18 protein-coding genes are annotated in these 17,572 nt (G+C 52.6%); 8 read left to right on the top strand and 10 right to left on the bottom strand.

Annotated elements, in window-relative coordinates; genetic code table 11:
- The first annotated feature begins 25 nt into the window (after nucleotides 1-25).
- From cysK to crr, 4 genes are all read left to right on the top strand, one after another.
- Nucleotides 26-997 (top strand): cysteine synthase A, encoded by a 972-nt coding sequence (gene cysK, locus ACU8XX_RS07090; RefSeq protein WP_000034402.1) that lies wholly within the window; start codon nucleotides 26-28, stop codon nucleotides 995-997.
- A 383-nt stretch (nucleotides 998-1,380) separates the two neighbouring features.
- On the top strand, nucleotides 1,381-1,638 hold the full coding sequence (gene ptsH, locus ACU8XX_RS07085; protein ID WP_000487600.1) for a phosphocarrier protein Hpr: 258 nt from the start codon (nucleotides 1,381-1,383) through the stop codon (nucleotides 1,636-1,638).
- A gap of 44 nt (nucleotides 1,639-1,682) precedes the next feature.
- A complete protein-coding gene (ptsI, locus tag ACU8XX_RS07080; protein WP_000623136.1) occupies nucleotides 1,683-3,410 on the top strand; it encodes a phosphoenolpyruvate-protein phosphotransferase PtsI in 1,728 nt (575 codons plus the stop codon).
- Nucleotides 3,411-3,450: 40 nt separating this feature from the next.
- Entirely contained in the window at nucleotides 3,451-3,960 is a 510-nt protein-coding gene (gene crr, locus ACU8XX_RS07075; RefSeq protein ID WP_000522247.1) for a PTS glucose transporter subunit IIA, read from the top strand.
- A 42-nt stretch (nucleotides 3,961-4,002) separates the two neighbouring features.
- Here crr and pdxK read toward each other — a convergent pair whose 3' ends face one another.
- Nucleotides 4,003-4,854, bottom strand: a complete 852-nt coding sequence (pdxK, locus tag ACU8XX_RS07070; protein ID WP_000096674.1) for a pyridoxine/pyridoxal/pyridoxamine kinase — start codon at nucleotides 4,852-4,854, stop codon at nucleotides 4,003-4,005.
- Nucleotides 4,855-4,958: 104 nt separating this feature from the next.
- On the opposite strand from pdxK, the gene ACU8XX_RS07065 reads away from it, so the two are divergent.
- Complete coding sequence (locus tag ACU8XX_RS07065) at nucleotides 4,959-5,327, top strand: YfeK family protein (RefSeq protein WP_000719957.1); 369 nt, start codon at nucleotides 4,959-4,961, stop codon at nucleotides 5,325-5,327.
- A 2-nt stretch (nucleotides 5,328-5,329) separates the two neighbouring features.
- Here ACU8XX_RS07065 and cysM read toward each other — a convergent pair whose 3' ends face one another.
- From cysM to murR, 7 genes are all read right to left on the bottom strand, one after another.
- Nucleotides 5,330-6,241, bottom strand: coding sequence for a cysteine synthase B (cysM, locus tag ACU8XX_RS07060; RefSeq protein ID WP_000105477.1), 912 nt, complete (start codon nucleotides 6,239-6,241; stop codon nucleotides 5,330-5,332).
- Between the two features lie 134 nt (nucleotides 6,242-6,375).
- A complete protein-coding gene (gene cysA / locus ACU8XX_RS07055; RefSeq protein WP_000021016.1) occupies nucleotides 6,376-7,473 on the bottom strand; it encodes a sulfate/thiosulfate ABC transporter ATP-binding protein CysA in 1,098 nt (365 codons plus the stop codon).
- The gene (cysW, locus tag ACU8XX_RS07050) at nucleotides 7,463-8,338 is read right to left on the bottom strand and encodes a sulfate/thiosulfate ABC transporter permease CysW (RefSeq protein WP_000852686.1); all 876 of its coding nucleotides are present in this window, start codon (nucleotides 8,336-8,338) and stop codon (nucleotides 7,463-7,465) included. The genes cysA and cysW overlap by 11 nt, the downstream gene beginning before the upstream one ends.
- Nucleotides 8,338-9,171 carry a sulfate/thiosulfate ABC transporter permease CysT gene (gene cysT, locus ACU8XX_RS07045; protein WP_000458406.1) on the bottom strand — a complete coding sequence of 278 codons (834 nt, stop codon included), beginning with the start codon at nucleotides 9,169-9,171 and terminating at the stop codon, nucleotides 8,338-8,340. The genes cysW and cysT overlap by 1 nt, the downstream gene beginning before the upstream one ends.
- A complete protein-coding gene (cysP, locus tag ACU8XX_RS07040; protein ID WP_000290225.1) occupies nucleotides 9,171-10,187 on the bottom strand; it encodes a thiosulfate/sulfate ABC transporter substrate-binding protein CysP in 1,017 nt (338 codons plus the stop codon). Before cysP ends, cysT begins: the two co-directional genes overlap by 1 nt.
- A gap of 157 nt (nucleotides 10,188-10,344) precedes the next feature.
- Nucleotides 10,345-11,136 (bottom strand): SDR family oxidoreductase UcpA, encoded by a 792-nt coding sequence (gene ucpA, locus ACU8XX_RS07035; RefSeq protein ID WP_000517443.1) that lies wholly within the window; start codon nucleotides 11,134-11,136, stop codon nucleotides 10,345-10,347.
- Nucleotides 11,137-11,264: 128 nt separating this feature from the next.
- Nucleotides 11,265-12,122 carry an HTH-type transcriptional regulator MurR gene (gene murR / locus ACU8XX_RS07030; RefSeq protein WP_001400777.1) on the bottom strand — a complete coding sequence of 286 codons (858 nt, stop codon included), beginning with the start codon at nucleotides 12,120-12,122 and terminating at the stop codon, nucleotides 11,265-11,267.
- A 163-nt stretch (nucleotides 12,123-12,285) separates the two neighbouring features.
- Here murR and murQ point away from each other — a divergent pair, with 163 nt between their 5' ends.
- From murQ to pbp4b, 3 genes are read left to right on the top strand one after another with little or no spacing between them, the layout of a single operon-like run.
- Complete coding sequence (murQ, locus tag ACU8XX_RS07025) at nucleotides 12,286-13,182, top strand: N-acetylmuramic acid 6-phosphate etherase (RefSeq protein ID WP_001400778.1); 897 nt, start codon at nucleotides 12,286-12,288, stop codon at nucleotides 13,180-13,182.
- Nucleotides 13,183-13,185: 3 nt separating this feature from the next.
- Nucleotides 13,186-14,610 carry a PTS N-acetylmuramic acid transporter subunit IIBC gene (murP, locus tag ACU8XX_RS07020; protein WP_001400779.1) on the top strand — a complete coding sequence of 475 codons (1,425 nt, stop codon included), beginning with the start codon at nucleotides 13,186-13,188 and terminating at the stop codon, nucleotides 14,608-14,610.
- 4 nt (nucleotides 14,611-14,614) lie between these two features.
- Entirely contained in the window at nucleotides 14,615-15,919 is a 1,305-nt protein-coding gene (gene pbp4b / locus ACU8XX_RS07015) for a penicillin binding protein PBP4B (RefSeq protein ID WP_021575281.1), read from the top strand.
- Nucleotides 15,920-15,976: 57 nt separating this feature from the next.
- Here pbp4b and yfeX read toward each other — a convergent pair whose 3' ends face one another.
- Together yfeX and ACU8XX_RS07005 are read right to left on the bottom strand one after the other, a co-directional pair.
- Nucleotides 15,977-16,876 carry a porphyrinogen peroxidase gene (yfeX, locus tag ACU8XX_RS07010; protein WP_000084590.1) on the bottom strand — a complete coding sequence of 300 codons (900 nt, stop codon included), beginning with the start codon at nucleotides 16,874-16,876 and terminating at the stop codon, nucleotides 15,977-15,979.
- A 95-nt stretch (nucleotides 16,877-16,971) separates the two neighbouring features.
- Nucleotides 16,972-17,547: an RpoE-regulated lipoprotein gene (locus tag ACU8XX_RS07005; RefSeq protein ID WP_000838937.1), complete on the bottom strand. Its 576-nt coding sequence runs from the start codon at nucleotides 17,545-17,547 to the stop codon at nucleotides 16,972-16,974.
- Nucleotides 17,548-17,572 lie beyond the last annotated feature (25 nt).

Genomic DNA, 17,572 nt, shown 5'->3' with positions numbered 1-17,572 from the left:
AATTTCATACAGTTAAGGACAGGCCATGAGTAAGATTTTTGAAGATAACTCGCTGACTATCGGTCACACGCCGCTGGTTCGCCTGAATCGCATCGGTAACGGACGCATTCTGGCGAAGGTGGAATCTCGTAACCCCAGCTTCAGCGTTAAGTGCCGTATCGGTGCCAACATGATTTGGGATGCCGAAAAGCGCGGCGTGCTGAAACCAGGCGTTGAACTGGTTGAACCGACCAGCGGTAATACCGGGATTGCACTGGCCTATGTAGCTGCCGCTCGCGGTTACAAACTCACCCTGACCATGCCAGAAACCATGAGTATTGAACGCCGCAAGCTGCTGAAAGCGTTAGGTGCAAACCTGGTGCTGACGGAAGGTGCTAAAGGCATGAAAGGCGCAATCCAAAAAGCAGAAGAAATTGTCGCCAGCAATCCAGAGAAATACCTCCTGCTGCAACAATTCAGCAATCCGGCAAACCCTGAAATTCACGAAAAAACCACCGGTCCGGAGATCTGGGAAGATACCGACGGTCAGGTTGATGTATTTATTGCTGGCGTTGGGACTGGCGGTACGCTGACTGGCGTCAGCCGCTACATTAAAGGCACCAAAGGCAAGACCGATCTTATATCTGTCGCCGTTGAGCCAACCGATTCTCCAGTTATCGCCCAGGCGCTGGCAGGTGAAGAGATTAAACCTGGCCCGCATAAAATTCAGGGTATTGGCGCTGGTTTTATCCCGGCTAACCTCGATCTCAAGCTGGTCGATAAAGTCATTGGCATCACCAATGAAGAAGCCATTTCTACCGCCCGTCGTCTAATGGAAGAAGAAGGTATTCTTGCAGGTATCTCTTCTGGAGCAGCTGTTGCCGCGGCGTTGAAACTACAAGAAGATGAAAGCTTTACCAACAAGAATATTGTGGTTATTCTACCATCATCGGGTGAGCGTTATTTAAGCACCGCATTGTTTGCCGATCTCTTCACTGAGAAAGAATTGCAACAGTAATGCCAGCTTGTTAAAAATGCGTAAAAAAGCACCTTTTTAGGTGCTTTTTTGTGGCCTGCTTCAAACTTTTGCCCCTCCTGGCATTGATTCAGCCTGTCGGAACTGGTATTTAACCAGACTAATTATTTTGATGCGCGAAATTAATCGTTACAGGAAAAGCCAAAGCTGAATCGATTTTATGATTTGGTTCAATTCTTCCTTTAGCGGCATAATGTTTAATGACGTACGAAACGTCAGCGGTCAACACCCGCCAGCAATGGACTGTATTGCGCTCTTCGTGCGTCGCGTCTGTTAAAAACTGGCGCTAACAATACAGGCTAAAGTCGAACCGCCAGGCTAGACTTTAGTTCCACAACACTAAACCTATAAGTTGGGGAAATACAATGTTCCAGCAAGAAGTTACCATTACCGCTCCGAACGGTCTGCACACCCGCCCTGCTGCCCAGTTTGTAAAAGAAGCTAAGGGCTTCACTTCTGAAATTACTGTGACTTCCAACGGCAAAAGCGCCAGCGCGAAAAGCCTGTTTAAACTGCAGACTCTGGGCCTGACTCAAGGTACCGTTGTGACTATCTCCGCAGAAGGCGAAGACGAGCAGAAAGCGGTTGAACATCTGGTTAAACTGATGGCGGAACTCGAGTAATTTCCCGGGTTCTTTTAAAAATCAGTCACAAGTAAGGTAGGGTTATGATTTCAGGCATTTTAGCATCCCCGGGTATCGCTTTCGGTAAAGCTCTGCTTCTGAAAGAAGACGAAATTGTCATTGACCGGAAAAAAATTTCTGCCGACCAGGTTGATCAGGAAGTTGAACGTTTTCTGAGCGGTCGTGCCAAGGCATCAGCCCAGCTGGAAACGATCAAAACGAAAGCTGGTGAAACGTTCGGTGAAGAAAAAGAAGCCATCTTTGAAGGGCATATTATGCTGCTCGAAGATGAGGAGCTGGAGCAGGAAATCATAGCCCTGATTAAAGATAAGCACATGACAGCTGACGCAGCTGCTCATGAAGTTATCGAAGGTCAGGCTTCTGCCCTGGAAGAGCTGGATGATGAATACCTGAAAGAACGTGCGGCTGACGTACGTGATATCGGTAAGCGCCTGCTGCGCAACATCCTGGGCCTGAAGATTATCGACCTGAGCGCCATTCAGGATGAAGTCATTCTGGTTGCCGCTGACCTGACGCCGTCCGAAACCGCACAGCTGAACCTGAAGAAGGTGCTGGGTTTCATCACCGACGCGGGTGGCCGTACTTCCCACACCTCTATCATGGCGCGTTCTCTGGAACTACCTGCTATCGTGGGTACCGGTAGCGTCACCTCTCAGGTGAAAAATGACGACTATCTGATTCTGGATGCCGTAAATAATCAGGTTTACGTCAATCCAACCAACGAAGTTATTGATAAAATGCGCGCTGTTCAGGAGCAAGTGGCTTCTGAAAAAGCAGAGCTTGCTAAACTGAAAGATCTGCCAGCTATTACGCTGGACGGTCACCAGGTAGAAGTATGCGCTAACATTGGTACGGTTCGTGACGTTGAAGGGGCAGAGCGTAACGGCGCTGAAGGCGTTGGTCTGTATCGTACTGAGTTCCTGTTCATGGACCGCGACGCACTGCCCACTGAAGAAGAACAGTTTGCTGCTTACAAAGCAGTGGCTGAAGCGTGTGGCTCGCAAGCGGTTATCGTTCGTACCATGGACATCGGCGGCGACAAAGAGCTGCCATACATGAACTTCCCGAAAGAAGAGAACCCGTTCCTCGGCTGGCGCGCTATCCGTATCGCGATGGATCGTAAAGAGATCCTGCGCGATCAGCTCCGCGCTATCCTGCGTGCCTCGGCTTTCGGTAAATTGCGCATTATGTTCCCGATGATCATCTCTGTTGAAGAAGTGCGTGCACTGCGCAAAGAGATCGAAATCTACAAACAGGAACTGCGCGACGAAGGTAAAGCGTTTGACGAGTCAATTGAAATCGGCGTAATGGTGGAAACACCGGCTGCCGCAACAATTGCACGTCATTTAGCCAAAGAAGTTGATTTCTTTAGTATCGGCACCAATGATTTAACGCAGTACACTCTGGCAGTTGACCGTGGTAATGATATGATTTCACACCTTTACCAGCCAATGTCACCGTCCGTGCTGAACTTGATCAAGCAAGTTATTGATGCTTCTCATGCTGAAGGCAAATGGACTGGCATGTGTGGTGAGCTTGCTGGCGATGAACGTGCTACACTTCTGTTGCTGGGGATGGGTCTGGACGAATTCTCTATGAGCGCCATTTCTATCCCGCGCATTAAGAAGATTATCCGTAACACGAACTTCGAAGATGCGAAGGTGTTAGCAGAGCAGGCTCTTGCTCAACCGACAACGGACGAGTTAATGACGCTGGTTAACAAGTTCATTGAAGAAAAAACAATCTGCTAATCCACGAGATGCGGCCCAATTTACTGCTTAGGAGAAGATCATGGGTTTGTTCGATAAACTGAAATCTCTGGTTTCCGACGACAAGAAGGATACCGGAACTATTGAGATCATTGCTCCGCTCTCTGGCGAGATCGTCAATATCGAAGACGTGCCGGATGTCGTTTTTGCGGAAAAAATCGTTGGTGATGGTATTGCTATCAAACCAACGGGTAACAAAATGGTCGCGCCAGTAGACGGCACCATTGGTAAAATCTTTGAAACCAACCACGCATTCTCTATCGAATCTGATAGCGGCGTTGAACTGTTCGTCCACTTCGGTATCGACACCGTTGAACTGAAAGGCGAAGGCTTCAAGCGTATTGCTGAAGAAGGTCAGCGCGTGAAAGTTGGCGATACTGTCATTGAATTTGATCTGCCGCTGCTGGAAGAGAAAGCCAAGTCTACCCTGACTCCGGTTGTTATCTCCAACATGGACGAAATCAAAGAACTGATCAAACTGTCCGGTAGCGTAACCGTGGGTGAAACCCCGGTTATCCGCATCAAGAAGTAATTCTTGCCGCAGTGAAAAATGGCGCCCATCGGCGCCATTTTTTTATGCTTCCGCCAGCGGCGGCAAAATCAATTCATCGCTCTCATGCTGCTGGGTGTAGCGCATCACTTCCAGTACGCGCAACCCCGCTCGGTGCACTGCATCGGTTAACGCCTTCCCTTTCAGCAAGCCACTGATGAGCTGAGCACAAAACAGGTCGCCAGTCCCTTTCAGGTCGGTTTTTACCCGTGAATGGGAAATGACATTCACGCTGTCGGCAGTGACCACCACAACCTGCATCTCCTGATTTTCTTCATTACCGGAGGCGCTGGTAACCACCACCCATTTTAATGTGTCTGAAAGCAGACTTTTTGCGGCAGCAATGGCACTGTCGAGATCGCGGCAATTTTTACCGGTCAGGATTTCCAACTCAAAGATATTGGGGGTAATTCCCTGCGCCAGCGGCAGTAAATATTGTCGATACGCTTCGGGAAGGTCAGGTTTGACATAAATTCCGCTATCAATATCGCCAATCACCGGATCGACCATGATCAATAGGTCAGGATGGTCTTTGCGTAGCGCAGTCAGCCACTCGGCAAGGATTTTGATTTGCGATGCCGTTCCCATATAGCCCGTGGTTACAGCACGAAGTTGGCGCAGCGCATCACGCTCCTGAAGCGCACGCAAATAGCCGCTAAACCATTCGTCCGGAATCGCACCACCGTAGAAAGTGTCATAATGCGGCGTATTGCTCAGCAATACCGTCGGCACGGCAAAGACATTCAGGCCGTTCTGTTTGATAGCAGGCACGGCAATGCTGTTGCCCACGCTGCCGTAAACCACCTGCGACTGCACGGCGACGATATCCGCCTGCAGTGCCCTACTCTTATCGTTAAACAACAACAAACTACTCATTTAATTTTTTCTCCTTGCCGATGATCCTCATCGTAATCCAACCGAAACTTTACCTGATTCTGGCAGTCAAATCGGCTATCACAAAACAAGGATAAGGTAATTCAATGAAGAAAATCATTTGTCTGGTCATTACACTACTAATGACACTCCCCGTTTACGCGAAGTTAACTGCCCATGAAGAAGCCCGCATCAACGCCATGCTGGAGGGATTAGCACAGAAAAAGGATTTGATATTTGTGCGCAACGGTGATGAACATACCTGCGATGAAGCGGTTTCTCATCTGCGTCTGAAGCTGGGCAATACCCGTAACCGCATTGACACAGCCGAGCAGTTTATTGATAAGGTTGCTTCGTCGTCATCGATTACCGGGAAGCCGTATATTGTGAAGATCCCCGGTAAGAGCGATGAGAACGCACAGCCTTTTTTACATGCGTTAATTGCGCAGACGGATAAAACAGTGCCTGCGCAATAATCTTAAATCCCCGCCCCCTGACTAAAATGCTCTTCCCCAAACACCCCGGTGGAAAGGTAGCGATCGCCACGATCGCAGATGATCGCTACCACCACCGCACCAGGGTTAGCTTTTGCCACCCGCAGTGCTCCGGCAACCGCGCCGCCGGAGCTGACGCCACAGAATATTCCTTCCCGCACCGCCAGTTCGCGCATGGTGTTTTCCGCATCGCGCTGATGAATATCCAGCACCTCATCCACCAGAGAAGCGTTGAAAATCCCCGGCAGATATTCCGTAGGCCAGCGGCGAATGCCGGGAATGCTGCTGCCCTCTTCCGGTTGCAGGCCGACAATGGTCACCGGTTTGGATTGTTCGCGCATAAAGCGTGAGACGCCGGTGATAGTGCCGGTCGTCCCCATGCTGGAGACAAAATGAGTGATGCGCCCGCCGGTTTGCTGCCAGATTTCCGGCCCAGTGGTGGTGTAATGCGCATAAGGGTTATCGGGATTATTGAACTGATCGAGCAGCTTTCCTTCGCCACGATTCGCCATCTCCAGCGCCAGATCGCGCGCACCTTCCATGCCCTGCTCTTTGGTGACAAGAATCAGTTCCGCACCATAAGCACGCATCGCCGCACGGCGTTCCTGGCTCATGTTGTCGGGCATCAGCAATTTCATGCGATAGCCTTTAAGCGCGGCAATCATTGCCAGCGCAATGCCGGTGTTACCACTGGTGGCTTCGATTAACACATCACCCGGTTTAATTTCCCCGCGCTTTTCCGCCTCGACGATCATCGAAAGCGCCGCACGATCTTTCACCGAACCTGCCGGGTTATTGCCTTCCAGTTTTAACCACACTTCACTGCCGTTATTCGGCCCCATTCGCTGCAACTTCACCAGAGGCGTATTGCCTATTGTTTGTTCTAATGTACTCACGATCTCTGTCCATACGTGGTGTTGCCTGATGCGACGCTTGCCGCGTTTTATCAGGCCTACAGGTTACAAACCTTGCCATTAAAAAGCCCGGATCGCGGGAAGCGCCTCCGGGCGTTTAACATTCACTCAACCTATCAGGCGCTTTGTGCGAGAGCAAGTTCCTCATCTCGGGTTTCAATACGCTCGTCGCCGTTATACAGCCGCGCATGTTGCAGACCAACGAATAAACGCTCGCCACGCTGCGGGGCATCGTCGCCATGCATCACGACCGTCAGCGGTTCGTTGTACCACCCCAGCGGCTGCACCACTAATTGGGTGTAGTGACCTTTCGGGCTGGCTTCCAGTACCTGTACCGGCAGCGGCGAATCGAGGCTGGTACGGCGGCTGATATCCACTTCCCAAGGGCGCAGGAAGAGATCCACCGGCCCCTGATAAGCAGGTGTGTAGCCCAGCGGCCAGCGATGTGCGCCAACATGGAACTGCCCGCCGCGAATGGTTCCCTGCAGGCGGTTCACTTCGCCCATAAATTCGAGCACAAAACGGGTCGCTGGTTCGCGCCATACCTGCTCCGGCGCATCAGCCTGTTCAATATTGCCCTGGCTCATCACCACTACACGATCAGCTACTTCCGTCGCTTCTTCCTGGTCGTGGGTCACGAACACGCTGGTGAATTTCAGCTCTTCATGCAGTTGACGCAGCCAGCGACGCAGCTCTTTACGCACCTGCGCATCCAGCGCGCCAAACGGTTCATCAAGCAGCAGAATTTGCGGTTCTACAGCCAGCGCGCGCGCCAGCGCCACGCGCTGTTTCTGGCCGCCGGAAAGCTGTGCCGGATAACGATCCGCCAGATGAGCAAGCTGCACCATCTCCAGCAATTTTGTCACTTTCGCTTTGATGGCTGCGGCATTCGGGCGATCGCGACGCGGCAGCACCGTCAGGCCAAAAGCGATATTGTCGAATACCGTCATATGGCGGAACAGCGCGTAATGCTGGAACACGAAACCGACCTTGCGATCGCGCGCGTGCAGGCGGCTGACGTCGGTGCCGTGGAAGCGAATATGCCCGCTGGTTTGATGCTCCAGCCCGGCGATAATCCGCAGCAGCGTGGTTTTCCCGGAACCGGACGGCCCCAGCAACGCGACCATCTGACCAGAAGGAATATCCAGTGAGATATCGTTCAGCACCTGGGTGCGACCAAAAGACTTCTTGATATTGGCAATCTCAATGCTCATGATGCTCCTCCTGCTGCGCGCGTTTTTCCTGATTCTCCAGGCGCCACTGCAACATACTCTTTAAAAACAGGGTGATAATCGCCATCAGCGTCAACAGCGCGGCGGCGGTAAAGGAGCCGACGGTGTTGTAGTCCTGCTCCAACAATTCAATCTGTAACGGCAGCGAAAGTGTTTCGCCGCGAATCGAGCCGGAAACCACCGACACTGCACCAAACTCGCCAATCGCGCGGGCGTTGGTCAACACCACGCCATAAAGCAGCGCCCAGCGAATGTTCGGCAATGTGACGCGGCGAAACATCTGCCAGCCAGACGCGCCAAGCAAAATCGCCGCTTCGTCTTCCTGGCTGCCCTGGCTTAACATCACCGGCACCAGCTCGCGCACCACAAACGGACACGTCACAAAGATGGTGACCAGCACCATTCCGGGCCAGGAGAACATAATTTGCAGATTATGTTCATCCAGCCAGCCGCCCAGCGGGCCGTTAGAGCCGTAGAACAGCAGATACACCAGACCGGCAACCACCGGCGATACGGCAAACGGAATGTCCAGTAGCGTCAGCAGTAACTGGCGTCCAGGGAAGTTAAAGCGCGTCACCAGCCAGGCCAGCAGAATGCCGAACACCAGGTTTACCGGTACGGCAATCAGCGCGATCATCACCGTCAGCCAGATGGCGTGCAGCATGTCCGGATCGGCCAGATTCTGTAAAACCGGCATCAGCCCTTTGCTGAACGCCTGTACGAAGATATAAATCATCGGCACCAGCAGGATGAACGCCGATACCAGCATCCCGATGCCAATCAGAAACCATTTGCCCCAGTTAATCGGGCGCGCGTCATAACGCTTCAATTGTGTCACTTCCGCCATTAATGACCTACCACACGCCGACCAAAGCGACTTTGCAGAGTGTTAATTGAGAACAGCAGCAGCAGAGATGCCGCGAGGATCACCGAGGCAATCGCGCTCGCTGCCGGGTAATCAAACTCCTGCAAGCGCACAAAAATCATCAGCGACGTCACTTCCGTCTTCCACGCGATATTTCCGGCGATAAAAATCACCGCGCCAAATTCACCAAGACTACGGGTAAACGACAGCGCCACGCCCGCCACCAGCGCCGGAGAAAGCTCCGGCAGCACCACTTTGCAGAAACTCTGCCAGCGCGTTGCACCAAGCGTTTCCGCCGCTTCTTCATATTCCGGGCCTAACTCTTCCAGCACCGGCTGCACGGTACGTACTACAAACGGAATGCTGGTAAAGGCCATCGCTACCGCAATCCCCAGCCATGTATAGGTGACTTTGATATCAAACTTCGCCAGCCATTCACCGTAAAAACCGTTCACGGAAAAGAGCGAGGCCAGCGTTAAACCGGCGACTGCCGTTGGCAGCGCAAAGGGTAAATCCATCAGCGCATCAAGCAGCGTGCGGCCCGGAAAGCGATAGCGGGTTAAGATCCACGCCATCAGCAGGCCGAAAACGCCATTAAAAATCGATGCCACAAACGCCGACAGCAGCGTCACTTTATAGGCTGCGACCACCTGCGGGTTGGTGATCACCTCCCAGTACTGCGCCCAGCTCATCTGGGCCAGCTGCATCACCAGCGCGGAGAGCGGCAGCAGCAAAATCAGGCACACAAACAGCAGACTGGTGCCGAGGCTTAAGGTAAAGCCCGGCAGCACGCGTCTGGAGGAGACAGCAAACATCAGTTACGCCCCGCCGATAACAGCTTGTCTAACTCGCCGCCGCTGGTGAAGTGGGTTTTCATCACTTCCGGCCAGGAGCCAAATTTGTCTTCCACGCGGAACAGCTCGGTCTGCGGGAATTTGTTTTTCAGTTTGTCCATTACTTCCGGGTTATTTACGCGGTAGTAATAGTCGGTGATGATGGTCTGCGCCTGCGGGCTGTAGAGCCAGTTCAGGTAGGCTTTTGCTGCTTTTTCCGTACCGTTGGCCTGCACATTTTTATCGACCCACGCCACCGGGAATTCCGCCAGAATGTTGGTTTTCGGAATCACCACTTCAAAGCCCTGCGCTTCATACTGTTTGCGGATGTTGTTCACTTCCGACTCGAAGCTGATCAGCACATCGCCCAGGCCGCGCTCGGCAAAAGTGGTGGTCGCGCCACGACCGCCAGTATCGAACACTTCAACGTTTTTCAGGAACTGAGTCATAAACTGTTCGGTTTTGGCTTTATCACCACCGTCAGCTTTATCCGCTGCGCCCCATGCCGCAAGGTAGGTGTAACGCGCGTTACCGGACGTTTTTGGGTTCGGGAAAATCAGCTTCACGTCGGAGCGCACCAGGTCGTTCCAGTCGTGGATATTCTTCGGGTTGCCCTTACGCACCAGGAAGCCCATGGTGGAGTAGAACGGCGAGCTATTATTCGGCAGGCGCGACTGCCAGTCCGCCGGGATAAGCTTGCCTTTATCGTGCAGAATTTGTACGTCGGTCACCTGGTTATAAGTGACAACGTCGGCTTTTAAGCCCTGCAAAATTGCCAGCGCCTGTTTTGATGACCCGGCATGAGATTGTTTTATCGTCAGTTTGTCGCCGCCGTTATCTTTGGCCCATTGCTGTTCAAACGGCGGGTTCAGGGCGGCAAACAGCTCGCGGGAGACGTCATAAGAACTGTTCAGCAGTTCCGTTGCCTGTACATGGCCCGCCAGCAGCAGAGAAGCGACCAGCGCGAGTGAGTTCTTTTTCAGTAAGTTAACGGCCATTGCGCACCCTTATAAATTTAATGACTTTCTAATAGCCATCATATTTATAACGGACGTGAAAGGAGTAACGGTTTTATATACCGTTTGGTGATTTGGAAGTTGAAAAGGGAATAAGACGAAATCCTCCCCACAAATGCAGGGAGGAAACAGAGGTGAATCAGATACCGACGCTAACCGTCTCCGGCAGTGTGCTGCCGCCATCAATCACATTCTGTGTACCGGTTAAATAGCTGGATTCATCCGATGCGAGGAAGGCCGCCAGTTCGCCGACTTCCAGCGGATCGGCGAGGCGACGCATCGGGATTGCTTTCGCCATTTCAGTCAGCACCGACTCTGGATCTTCCGGGTTCGACTGGCGGGCAATGCTTTCCGCCATTGGTGTGCGCACGTATCCCGGGCAAATGGCGTTAACGCGAATACCAGACTGCGCGTACTCCACCGCCAGCGATTTTGTCAGGCCAACAATCGCCGCTTTCGTTAAGGCGTACGCCGTTTCGCCAGGATCGGCCACCATATCACCAGTGACTGAAGACATCATCACAATGCGACCATCTTTGCGGGCAATCATCTCCGGCAGCACCGCCTTCGTGACGTTCCATACGCCTTTAATATTGATATCAATATGGAAATCGCGATCTTCATCGCTCATATCGAGGAAACTGCCCAGACGACAAACGCCTGCGTTATTCACCAGGATATCAATGCGCCCTTCTTTTTCCTTCGCGCGCTTGATAGCTGCGGCGACCGACGCCGGGTCACGCACATCGGCGACAACCGCCGTACAGCGATGACCACGACCACACAGTTCGTCCGCCAGCTTTTCGATCTCAGGGGAGATATCCAGCAAGATTAGGTTTGCGCCATGACGCGCAAAAGTTCTGGCAATTCCTTCGCCAATTCCCTGCAATGCGCCCGTAATCAGTGCTGTCTTGCCCGTGAGTTTACCCATTTTAATGCTCTCCTTGTTAATACAGAGCGTTACACTCCATTCCCTCTGAAAATACAGGATAAACAAAATATTGCTGCGGATCAGCTCACTAATTCAGGAAAATCTCAATCCAGTCGCTGCTTTATGCATCATTTCAGGCGTTGTGTTAGCTCACTGCTGCGCTGAATCATTTTCAATGACTCCACATCATTGAGTTGCACAAGACCAACAAACAGTAAATCGGTAACAGAATTTTGCGCCGTGCGGGTAGACATCGACGAGCTACGCCATTCGGTTTCACCGGAAACGGTATCGAGCGTGAAATGCGCCAGCCGCCGCAGCGGAGAGTCAGCCAGAGAAGTAATGGCAATCACCGTTGCCCCCTGCTTTCGTGCCGCTTCTGCGCACAAGACAATCTCTTTTTTACTGCCGCTGTAAGAGATAGCGATTTGTACATCGCCTTTTTTCAACGCCTGGGAAACGGTGGCTTGTACGTGCGTGTCGGCTTCGCAGGCCACGCGATAGCCAATTTTCATCAGTTTGAACGACAGATCGCGCCCCACCAGCGCCGACCCGCCCAGGCCCGTTATCTGGATAAACGGTGCTTTACTGATGACCTCAATGATTTTTTGCAGCCGCGCGTAGTCGAACAACGCACAGGTTTGCTCCAGCGCCAGCTCTTTTTCGCGATTCAGTTTGCGGGCAATCACTTCCAGCGAATCATCACTGGTAATCGAACTGTGCAGGTGCAGCGCCGTGGCATTCGTTTTCTCCTGGCTGGCACTGTATTCGCCTATTAACGCCATACGCAATTCAGTAAATCCTTGTGCGCCGAGCTTCTGGGCAAACTTCACAATACTCGACTGGCTGATGCCGAGCTGTTTCGCTATCTTGCGCGAAGAGACGGATTTCAGCTCACTCACGTTGGCCCGCAGAAAGTCAGCAATTTTTTGCTCGTTCCCGGTAAATTCACTTTCCGCATTGCGTATTTTCGTCAGGTACAACATCTTCCACTCTCCTGGGCTGGCAGCATAAATTCCGCTTAAGTTCTTATGACGCTCTTCACACTCTGCGAGTGTAGACTCAATGATTCCTTTAAGTCTGTCAATTCGGGATATATGATTCCATACATCTGCAATTATTTGATCGTAAATAGTAAGGTCACCACCGATGCAATTTGAAAAGATGATTACTGAAGGCTCGAACACCGCCTCGGCTGAAATTGACCGCGTATCGACGCTGGAAATGTGCCGGATTATCAACGATGAAGATAAAACCGTACCGCTTGCCGTTGAGCGCGTACTGCCGGATATCGCCGCGGCGATCGATGTTATCCACGCCCAGGTAAGCGGTGGCGGGCGTCTGATTTACCTCGGTGCGGGAACATCCGGTCGTCTGGGGATTCTGGATGCCAGCGAATGTCCGCCCACCTACGGCGTGAAACCAGGTCTGGTAGTTGGATTAATTGCTGGCGGCGAATATGCCATTAAGCACGCGGTGGAAGGCGCGGAAGATAGCCGGGAAGGCGGCGTTAACGATCTGAAAAATATTAATTTAACGGCACAGGATGTGGTGGTCGGTATTGCCGCCAGTGGTCGTACGCCGTATGTGATTGCCGGACTGGAATACGCGCGCCAGCTCGGTTGCCGTACAGTGGGAATTTCCTGTAATCCGGGGAGCGCCGTTTCAACCACCGCAGAGTTTGCCATTACACCGATTGTAGGTGCCGAAGTGGTTACCGGTTCTTCGCGGATGAAAGCAGGTACAGCGCAGAAACTGGTACTCAATATGCTCTCCACCGGGCTGATGATTAAATCCGGCAAAGTGTTCGGCAACCTGATGGTCGATGTGGTCGCCACCAACGAAAAACTGCATGTGCGCCAGGTCAATATCGTTAAAAACGCCACCGGATGTAATGCCGAACAAGCGGAAGCGGCGTTAATTGCCTGCGAGCGCAACTGTAAAACGGCCATTGTGATGGTGCTGAAAAATCTCGATGCCGCAGAAGCTAAAAAACGCCTGGATCAACACGGCGGCTTTATTCGTCAGGTTTTAGACAAGGAATAACCCATGGCCAAAGAGATCAGCAGTGAACTTATGAACACCATTCTTACCCGTGTCGGCGGACCGGGAAATATCGCCAGTTGTGGTAACTGTATGACGCGCCTGCGTCTGGGTGTACATGACAGTTCACTGGTTGATCCCGATATCAAAACGCTGGAAGGCGTGAAGGGCGTCATTTTGACCAGCGACCAGGTGCAGGTCGTTTTTGGGCCTGGTAAAGCGCATCGTGCCGCAAAAGCGATGAGCGAGCTGCTGGGAGAAGCACCGGTACAGGATGCCGCAGAAATCGCCGCCCAGAACAAACGTCAGTTAAAAGCCAAACAAACCTCCGGCGTGCAACAATTTCTCGCCAAATTCGCCACCATCTTCACGCCGCTGATCCCCGGTTTTATTGCCGCCGGTCTGCTGCTGGGGATAGCGACGTTAATTGCCACGGTGATGCACGTTCCGGCAGATGCTCAGGGCACGCTACCCGACGCGCTGAATTTTATGAAGGTGTTCAGCAAAGGTTTGTTCACCTTCCTGGTGATTCTGGTGGGCTATAACGCCGCCCAGGCATTTGGCGGCACGGGCGTAAATGGCGCAATTATTGCCGCACTCTTTTTGCTTGGTTATAACCCCGCTGCAACCACCGGTTACTACGCCGGTTTTCACGATTTCTTTGGTCTGCCCATCGATCCGCGCGGCAATATTATCGGCGTGTTGATTGCCGCGTGGGCCTGCGCCCGCATCGAAGGCATGGTGCGCCGCTTTATGCCCGACGATCTCGACATGCTGCTGACCTCGTTAATCACCCTACTGATCACCGCTACGCTGGCCTATCTGATCATTATGCCGCTGGGCGGCTGGTTATTCGAAGGTATGTCGTGGCTGTTTATGCACCTGAACAGTAATCCGCTCGGTTGTGCGGTTTTAGCCGGGCTGTTCCTGATCGCCGTGGTATTTGGCGTGCATCAGGGCTTTATTCCTGTTTACCTCGCGTTAATGGACAGCCAGGGATTCAACAGCTTATTTCCCATCCTTTCGATGGCAGGCGCGGGCCAGGTGGGCGCGGCGCTGGCACTCTACTGGCGGGCGCAACCGCACAGTGCATTACGCAGTCAGGTACGCGGGGCGATTATTCCCGGCCTGCTGGGCGTTGGCGAACCGTTGATTTATGGCGTCACCCTGCCCCGCATGAAACCGTTTATTACCGCCTGTTTAGGCGGCGCGGCGGGCGGTTTGTTTATCGGATTGATAGCCTGGTGGGGTCTGCCGATGGGCTTAAACAGCGCCTTTGGGCCGTCTGGTCTGGTGGCGCTGCCGCTGATGACTTCCGCACAAGGCATCCTTCCGGCAATGGCGGTTTATGCTGGCGGGATTCTGGTGGCATGGGTTTGCGGGTTTATTTTCACCACGCTCTTTGGCTGCCGTAACGTCAATCTGGACTGATATCATGAAACGGACAATGCTCTATCTTTCTCTGCTGGCTGTTAGTTGTAGCGTCAGCGCCGCAAAATACCCTGTTCTGACAGAAAGTTCGCCAGAGAAAGCAGGGTTCAACGTCGAACGGCTTAACCAGATGGATCGCTGGATTAGCCAGCAAGTTGATGTCGGTTATCCCGGCGTAAACCTGCTGATCATTAAAGATAATCAGATTGTGTATCGCAAAGCCTGGGGAGCGGCGAAAAAGTACGATGGCAGCGTGTTGATGGAACAGCCTGTCAAAGCCACCACCGGGACGCTGTATGACCTGGCCTCAAACACCAAAATGTACGCCACGAACTTCGCCCTGCAAAAGCTGATGAGCGAAGGCAAACTGCATCCTGACGATCGGATTGCGAAATATATTCCGGGGTTTGCCGATAGTCCAAATGACACCATTAAAGGCAAAAACACCCTGCGGATTTCTGACCTGCTGCATCACAGCGGCGGTTTCCCGGCAGATCCGCAATACCCGAATAAAGCGGTCGCGGGCGCGTTTTATTCCCAGGATAAAGGCCAGACGCTGGAGATGATCAAGCGCACGCCGCTGGAATATCAGCCCGGCAGCAAACATATCTACAGCGATGTCGATTATATGCTGCTTGGATTTATCGTCGAGTCGGTTACCGGTCAGCCGCTTGACCGCTATGTTGAAGAGTCGATTTATCGCCCGCTCGGCCTGACACATACGGTATTTAACCCGCTGCTGAAAGGCTTTAAACCGCAACAAATTGCCGCCACGGAATTGAACGGCAATACCCGCGATGGCGTGATCCATTTCCCGAATATCCGCACCTCCACTCTCTGGGGTCAGGTGCACGATGAAAAAGCCTTTTATTCGATGGGCGGCGTTTCCGGGCACGCAGGTTTGTTTTCCAATACCGGCGATATTGCGGTGTTAATGCAAACGATGCTGAACGGCGGGGGCTATGGCGATGTGCAGCTGTTCAGTGCGGAAACGGTGAAGATGTTCACCACCAGCTCTAAGGAAGATGCCACTTTTGGCCTCGGCTGGCGCGTGAATGGTAATGCCACCATGACGCCGACGTTTGGCACGCTGGCAAGCCCGCAAACCTACGGTCACACTGGCTGGACCGGAACGGTGACCGTTATCGATCCGGTCAATCATATGGCGATTGTGATGTTAAGCAACAAGCCCCATTCGCCAGTTGCCGATCCACAAAAAAATCCCAATATGTTCGAAAGCGGTCAGTTACCAATTGCAACTTATGGTTGGGTAGTTGATCAGGTGTATGCGGCGTTGAAGCAAAAGTAATAAAAAGGCCAGTCAGTTTTGTTACTGGCTGGCCTTTAATCAATGAATCAGAAACGCTTACAGCGCCATCAGCTTGTCCAGCGACGGCGCGAAGTAATAGCCGCCGGTTACCGGTTTGGTGAAACGCAACATCGCATCACGCTTACCATCGGTATCGCCAAACATGCTCAGCAGTTGCTGCTCAATGTTATGCAGACGCGCGCAGTAGGCGCAGAAGTACAGACCGTGAGTGCCACTGGCGGTGCCGTACGGCAGGCTCTGGCGAACAATCTTCAGCCCTTTGCCATCTTCTTTCAGATCAACGCGGGTGAGGTGAGAGGTTTCCGGACGTTCGTCGCCGTCAATCTCTTCGTTGGCCTCTTTGGTGCGCCCGATCATCATCTCCTGATCGTGAACGCTCATCCGGTTGAGCTGCTTCAGGTTGTGCTCCCAACGCTGCACAAACACATAGCTGCCGCCGGCATCCACGCCGTCTTTGATAACCGCCACTTCGCGGCGCGTCTCTTCACCCGCCGGGTTTTCTGTACCGTCAACAAAGCCGCTCAGGTCACGCTCTTCCACCCAACGGAAGCCGTGGATCTCTTCTTTCACTTCAATGCAGTCACCAAAGGCTTCCATCGCCGCCTGAGCGACAGAGAAGTTTACGTCGTGACGCAGAGAAAGAATGTGGATCAACACATCGAACTGGGTCGTCGGCGCAAGGCCTTTACCGTAGCCCGGAAAATCTTTCAGCTCTTCTGCCCCAACGCCGCCGCTCAGAGCGCGCCAGGTGTTGTTACCAAAGGCAACCACCGCACCAAGATGCGCGTCCGGGAATTTCGCTTCAAAAGTTGCCAGTTTATCGGCAAATGTTTTACTGGCCGCACGCAGGGCGTCAACTTCCCCTTTCACGTTGGCTTCGATCCAAATCGCCGCGCGGCAATGTTCTGGCAAAATGCCACTCTGAACCTGAGACATTGTTCCTCCTGAAAATAAGAATGCCACGCAATCCGTGGCATTGTTGAGCGCTATTTTACGTGTTTTTTCGCGGCGGCGGTTTGTTCAGACGCAAATTAACGCCGCCAGATAATTTTACTGACTTTCCAGTTTTTCAGGGTATCGTCCGAAGGCATTAACCCTTCAGGACCACGCCATTCCCCGCTGAACTGGTAGCTAATATGTTGACTGCCTTCGGCTTTACATTCGACGGCACGATTATCATCACCATCAGCTTTTTGGCAATTGCCAAATGCTTTGCTGTAAAGGTCGCTAAACGGTGTACCGATTTTAACACCGGTGTCAGCAGGAATATCGCTATCCAGCACGTCAATGCGGCTGATCGTGCCTTGCTCGCCGTTAATCACCATCGCCACATTGTCGTCTTTCATCACTTCAAAAAAGCGCACCACGTTGCCGTTCGCGGTTTTCATTCCGCTGCGCAGGCGATAATCGCCATCAAGCGCATCAGCAATGGCTTGTTCTTGCAGTGGTGTGGACGCCGTTAATTCACCCACGCCCTGCTCGCTCACTTTGGTGGACGACCCAAACCAGTTCCACGGGTTAGCGGCAGACCAGTTAACTGACGACATCGTGGAACAGCCGGTCAGCATCAACGGCATAGCGCATAACATTAAACGCAGCGATTTCATGTCACTTCCTTTGGTTATTCAATAA

The sequence above is a fragment of the Escherichia sp. MAL-1 genome, assembly GCF_052948035.1.
Note: the sequence above shows the minus strand (reverse complement) of the source record. Positions and strands in the feature narration are given on the sequence as shown.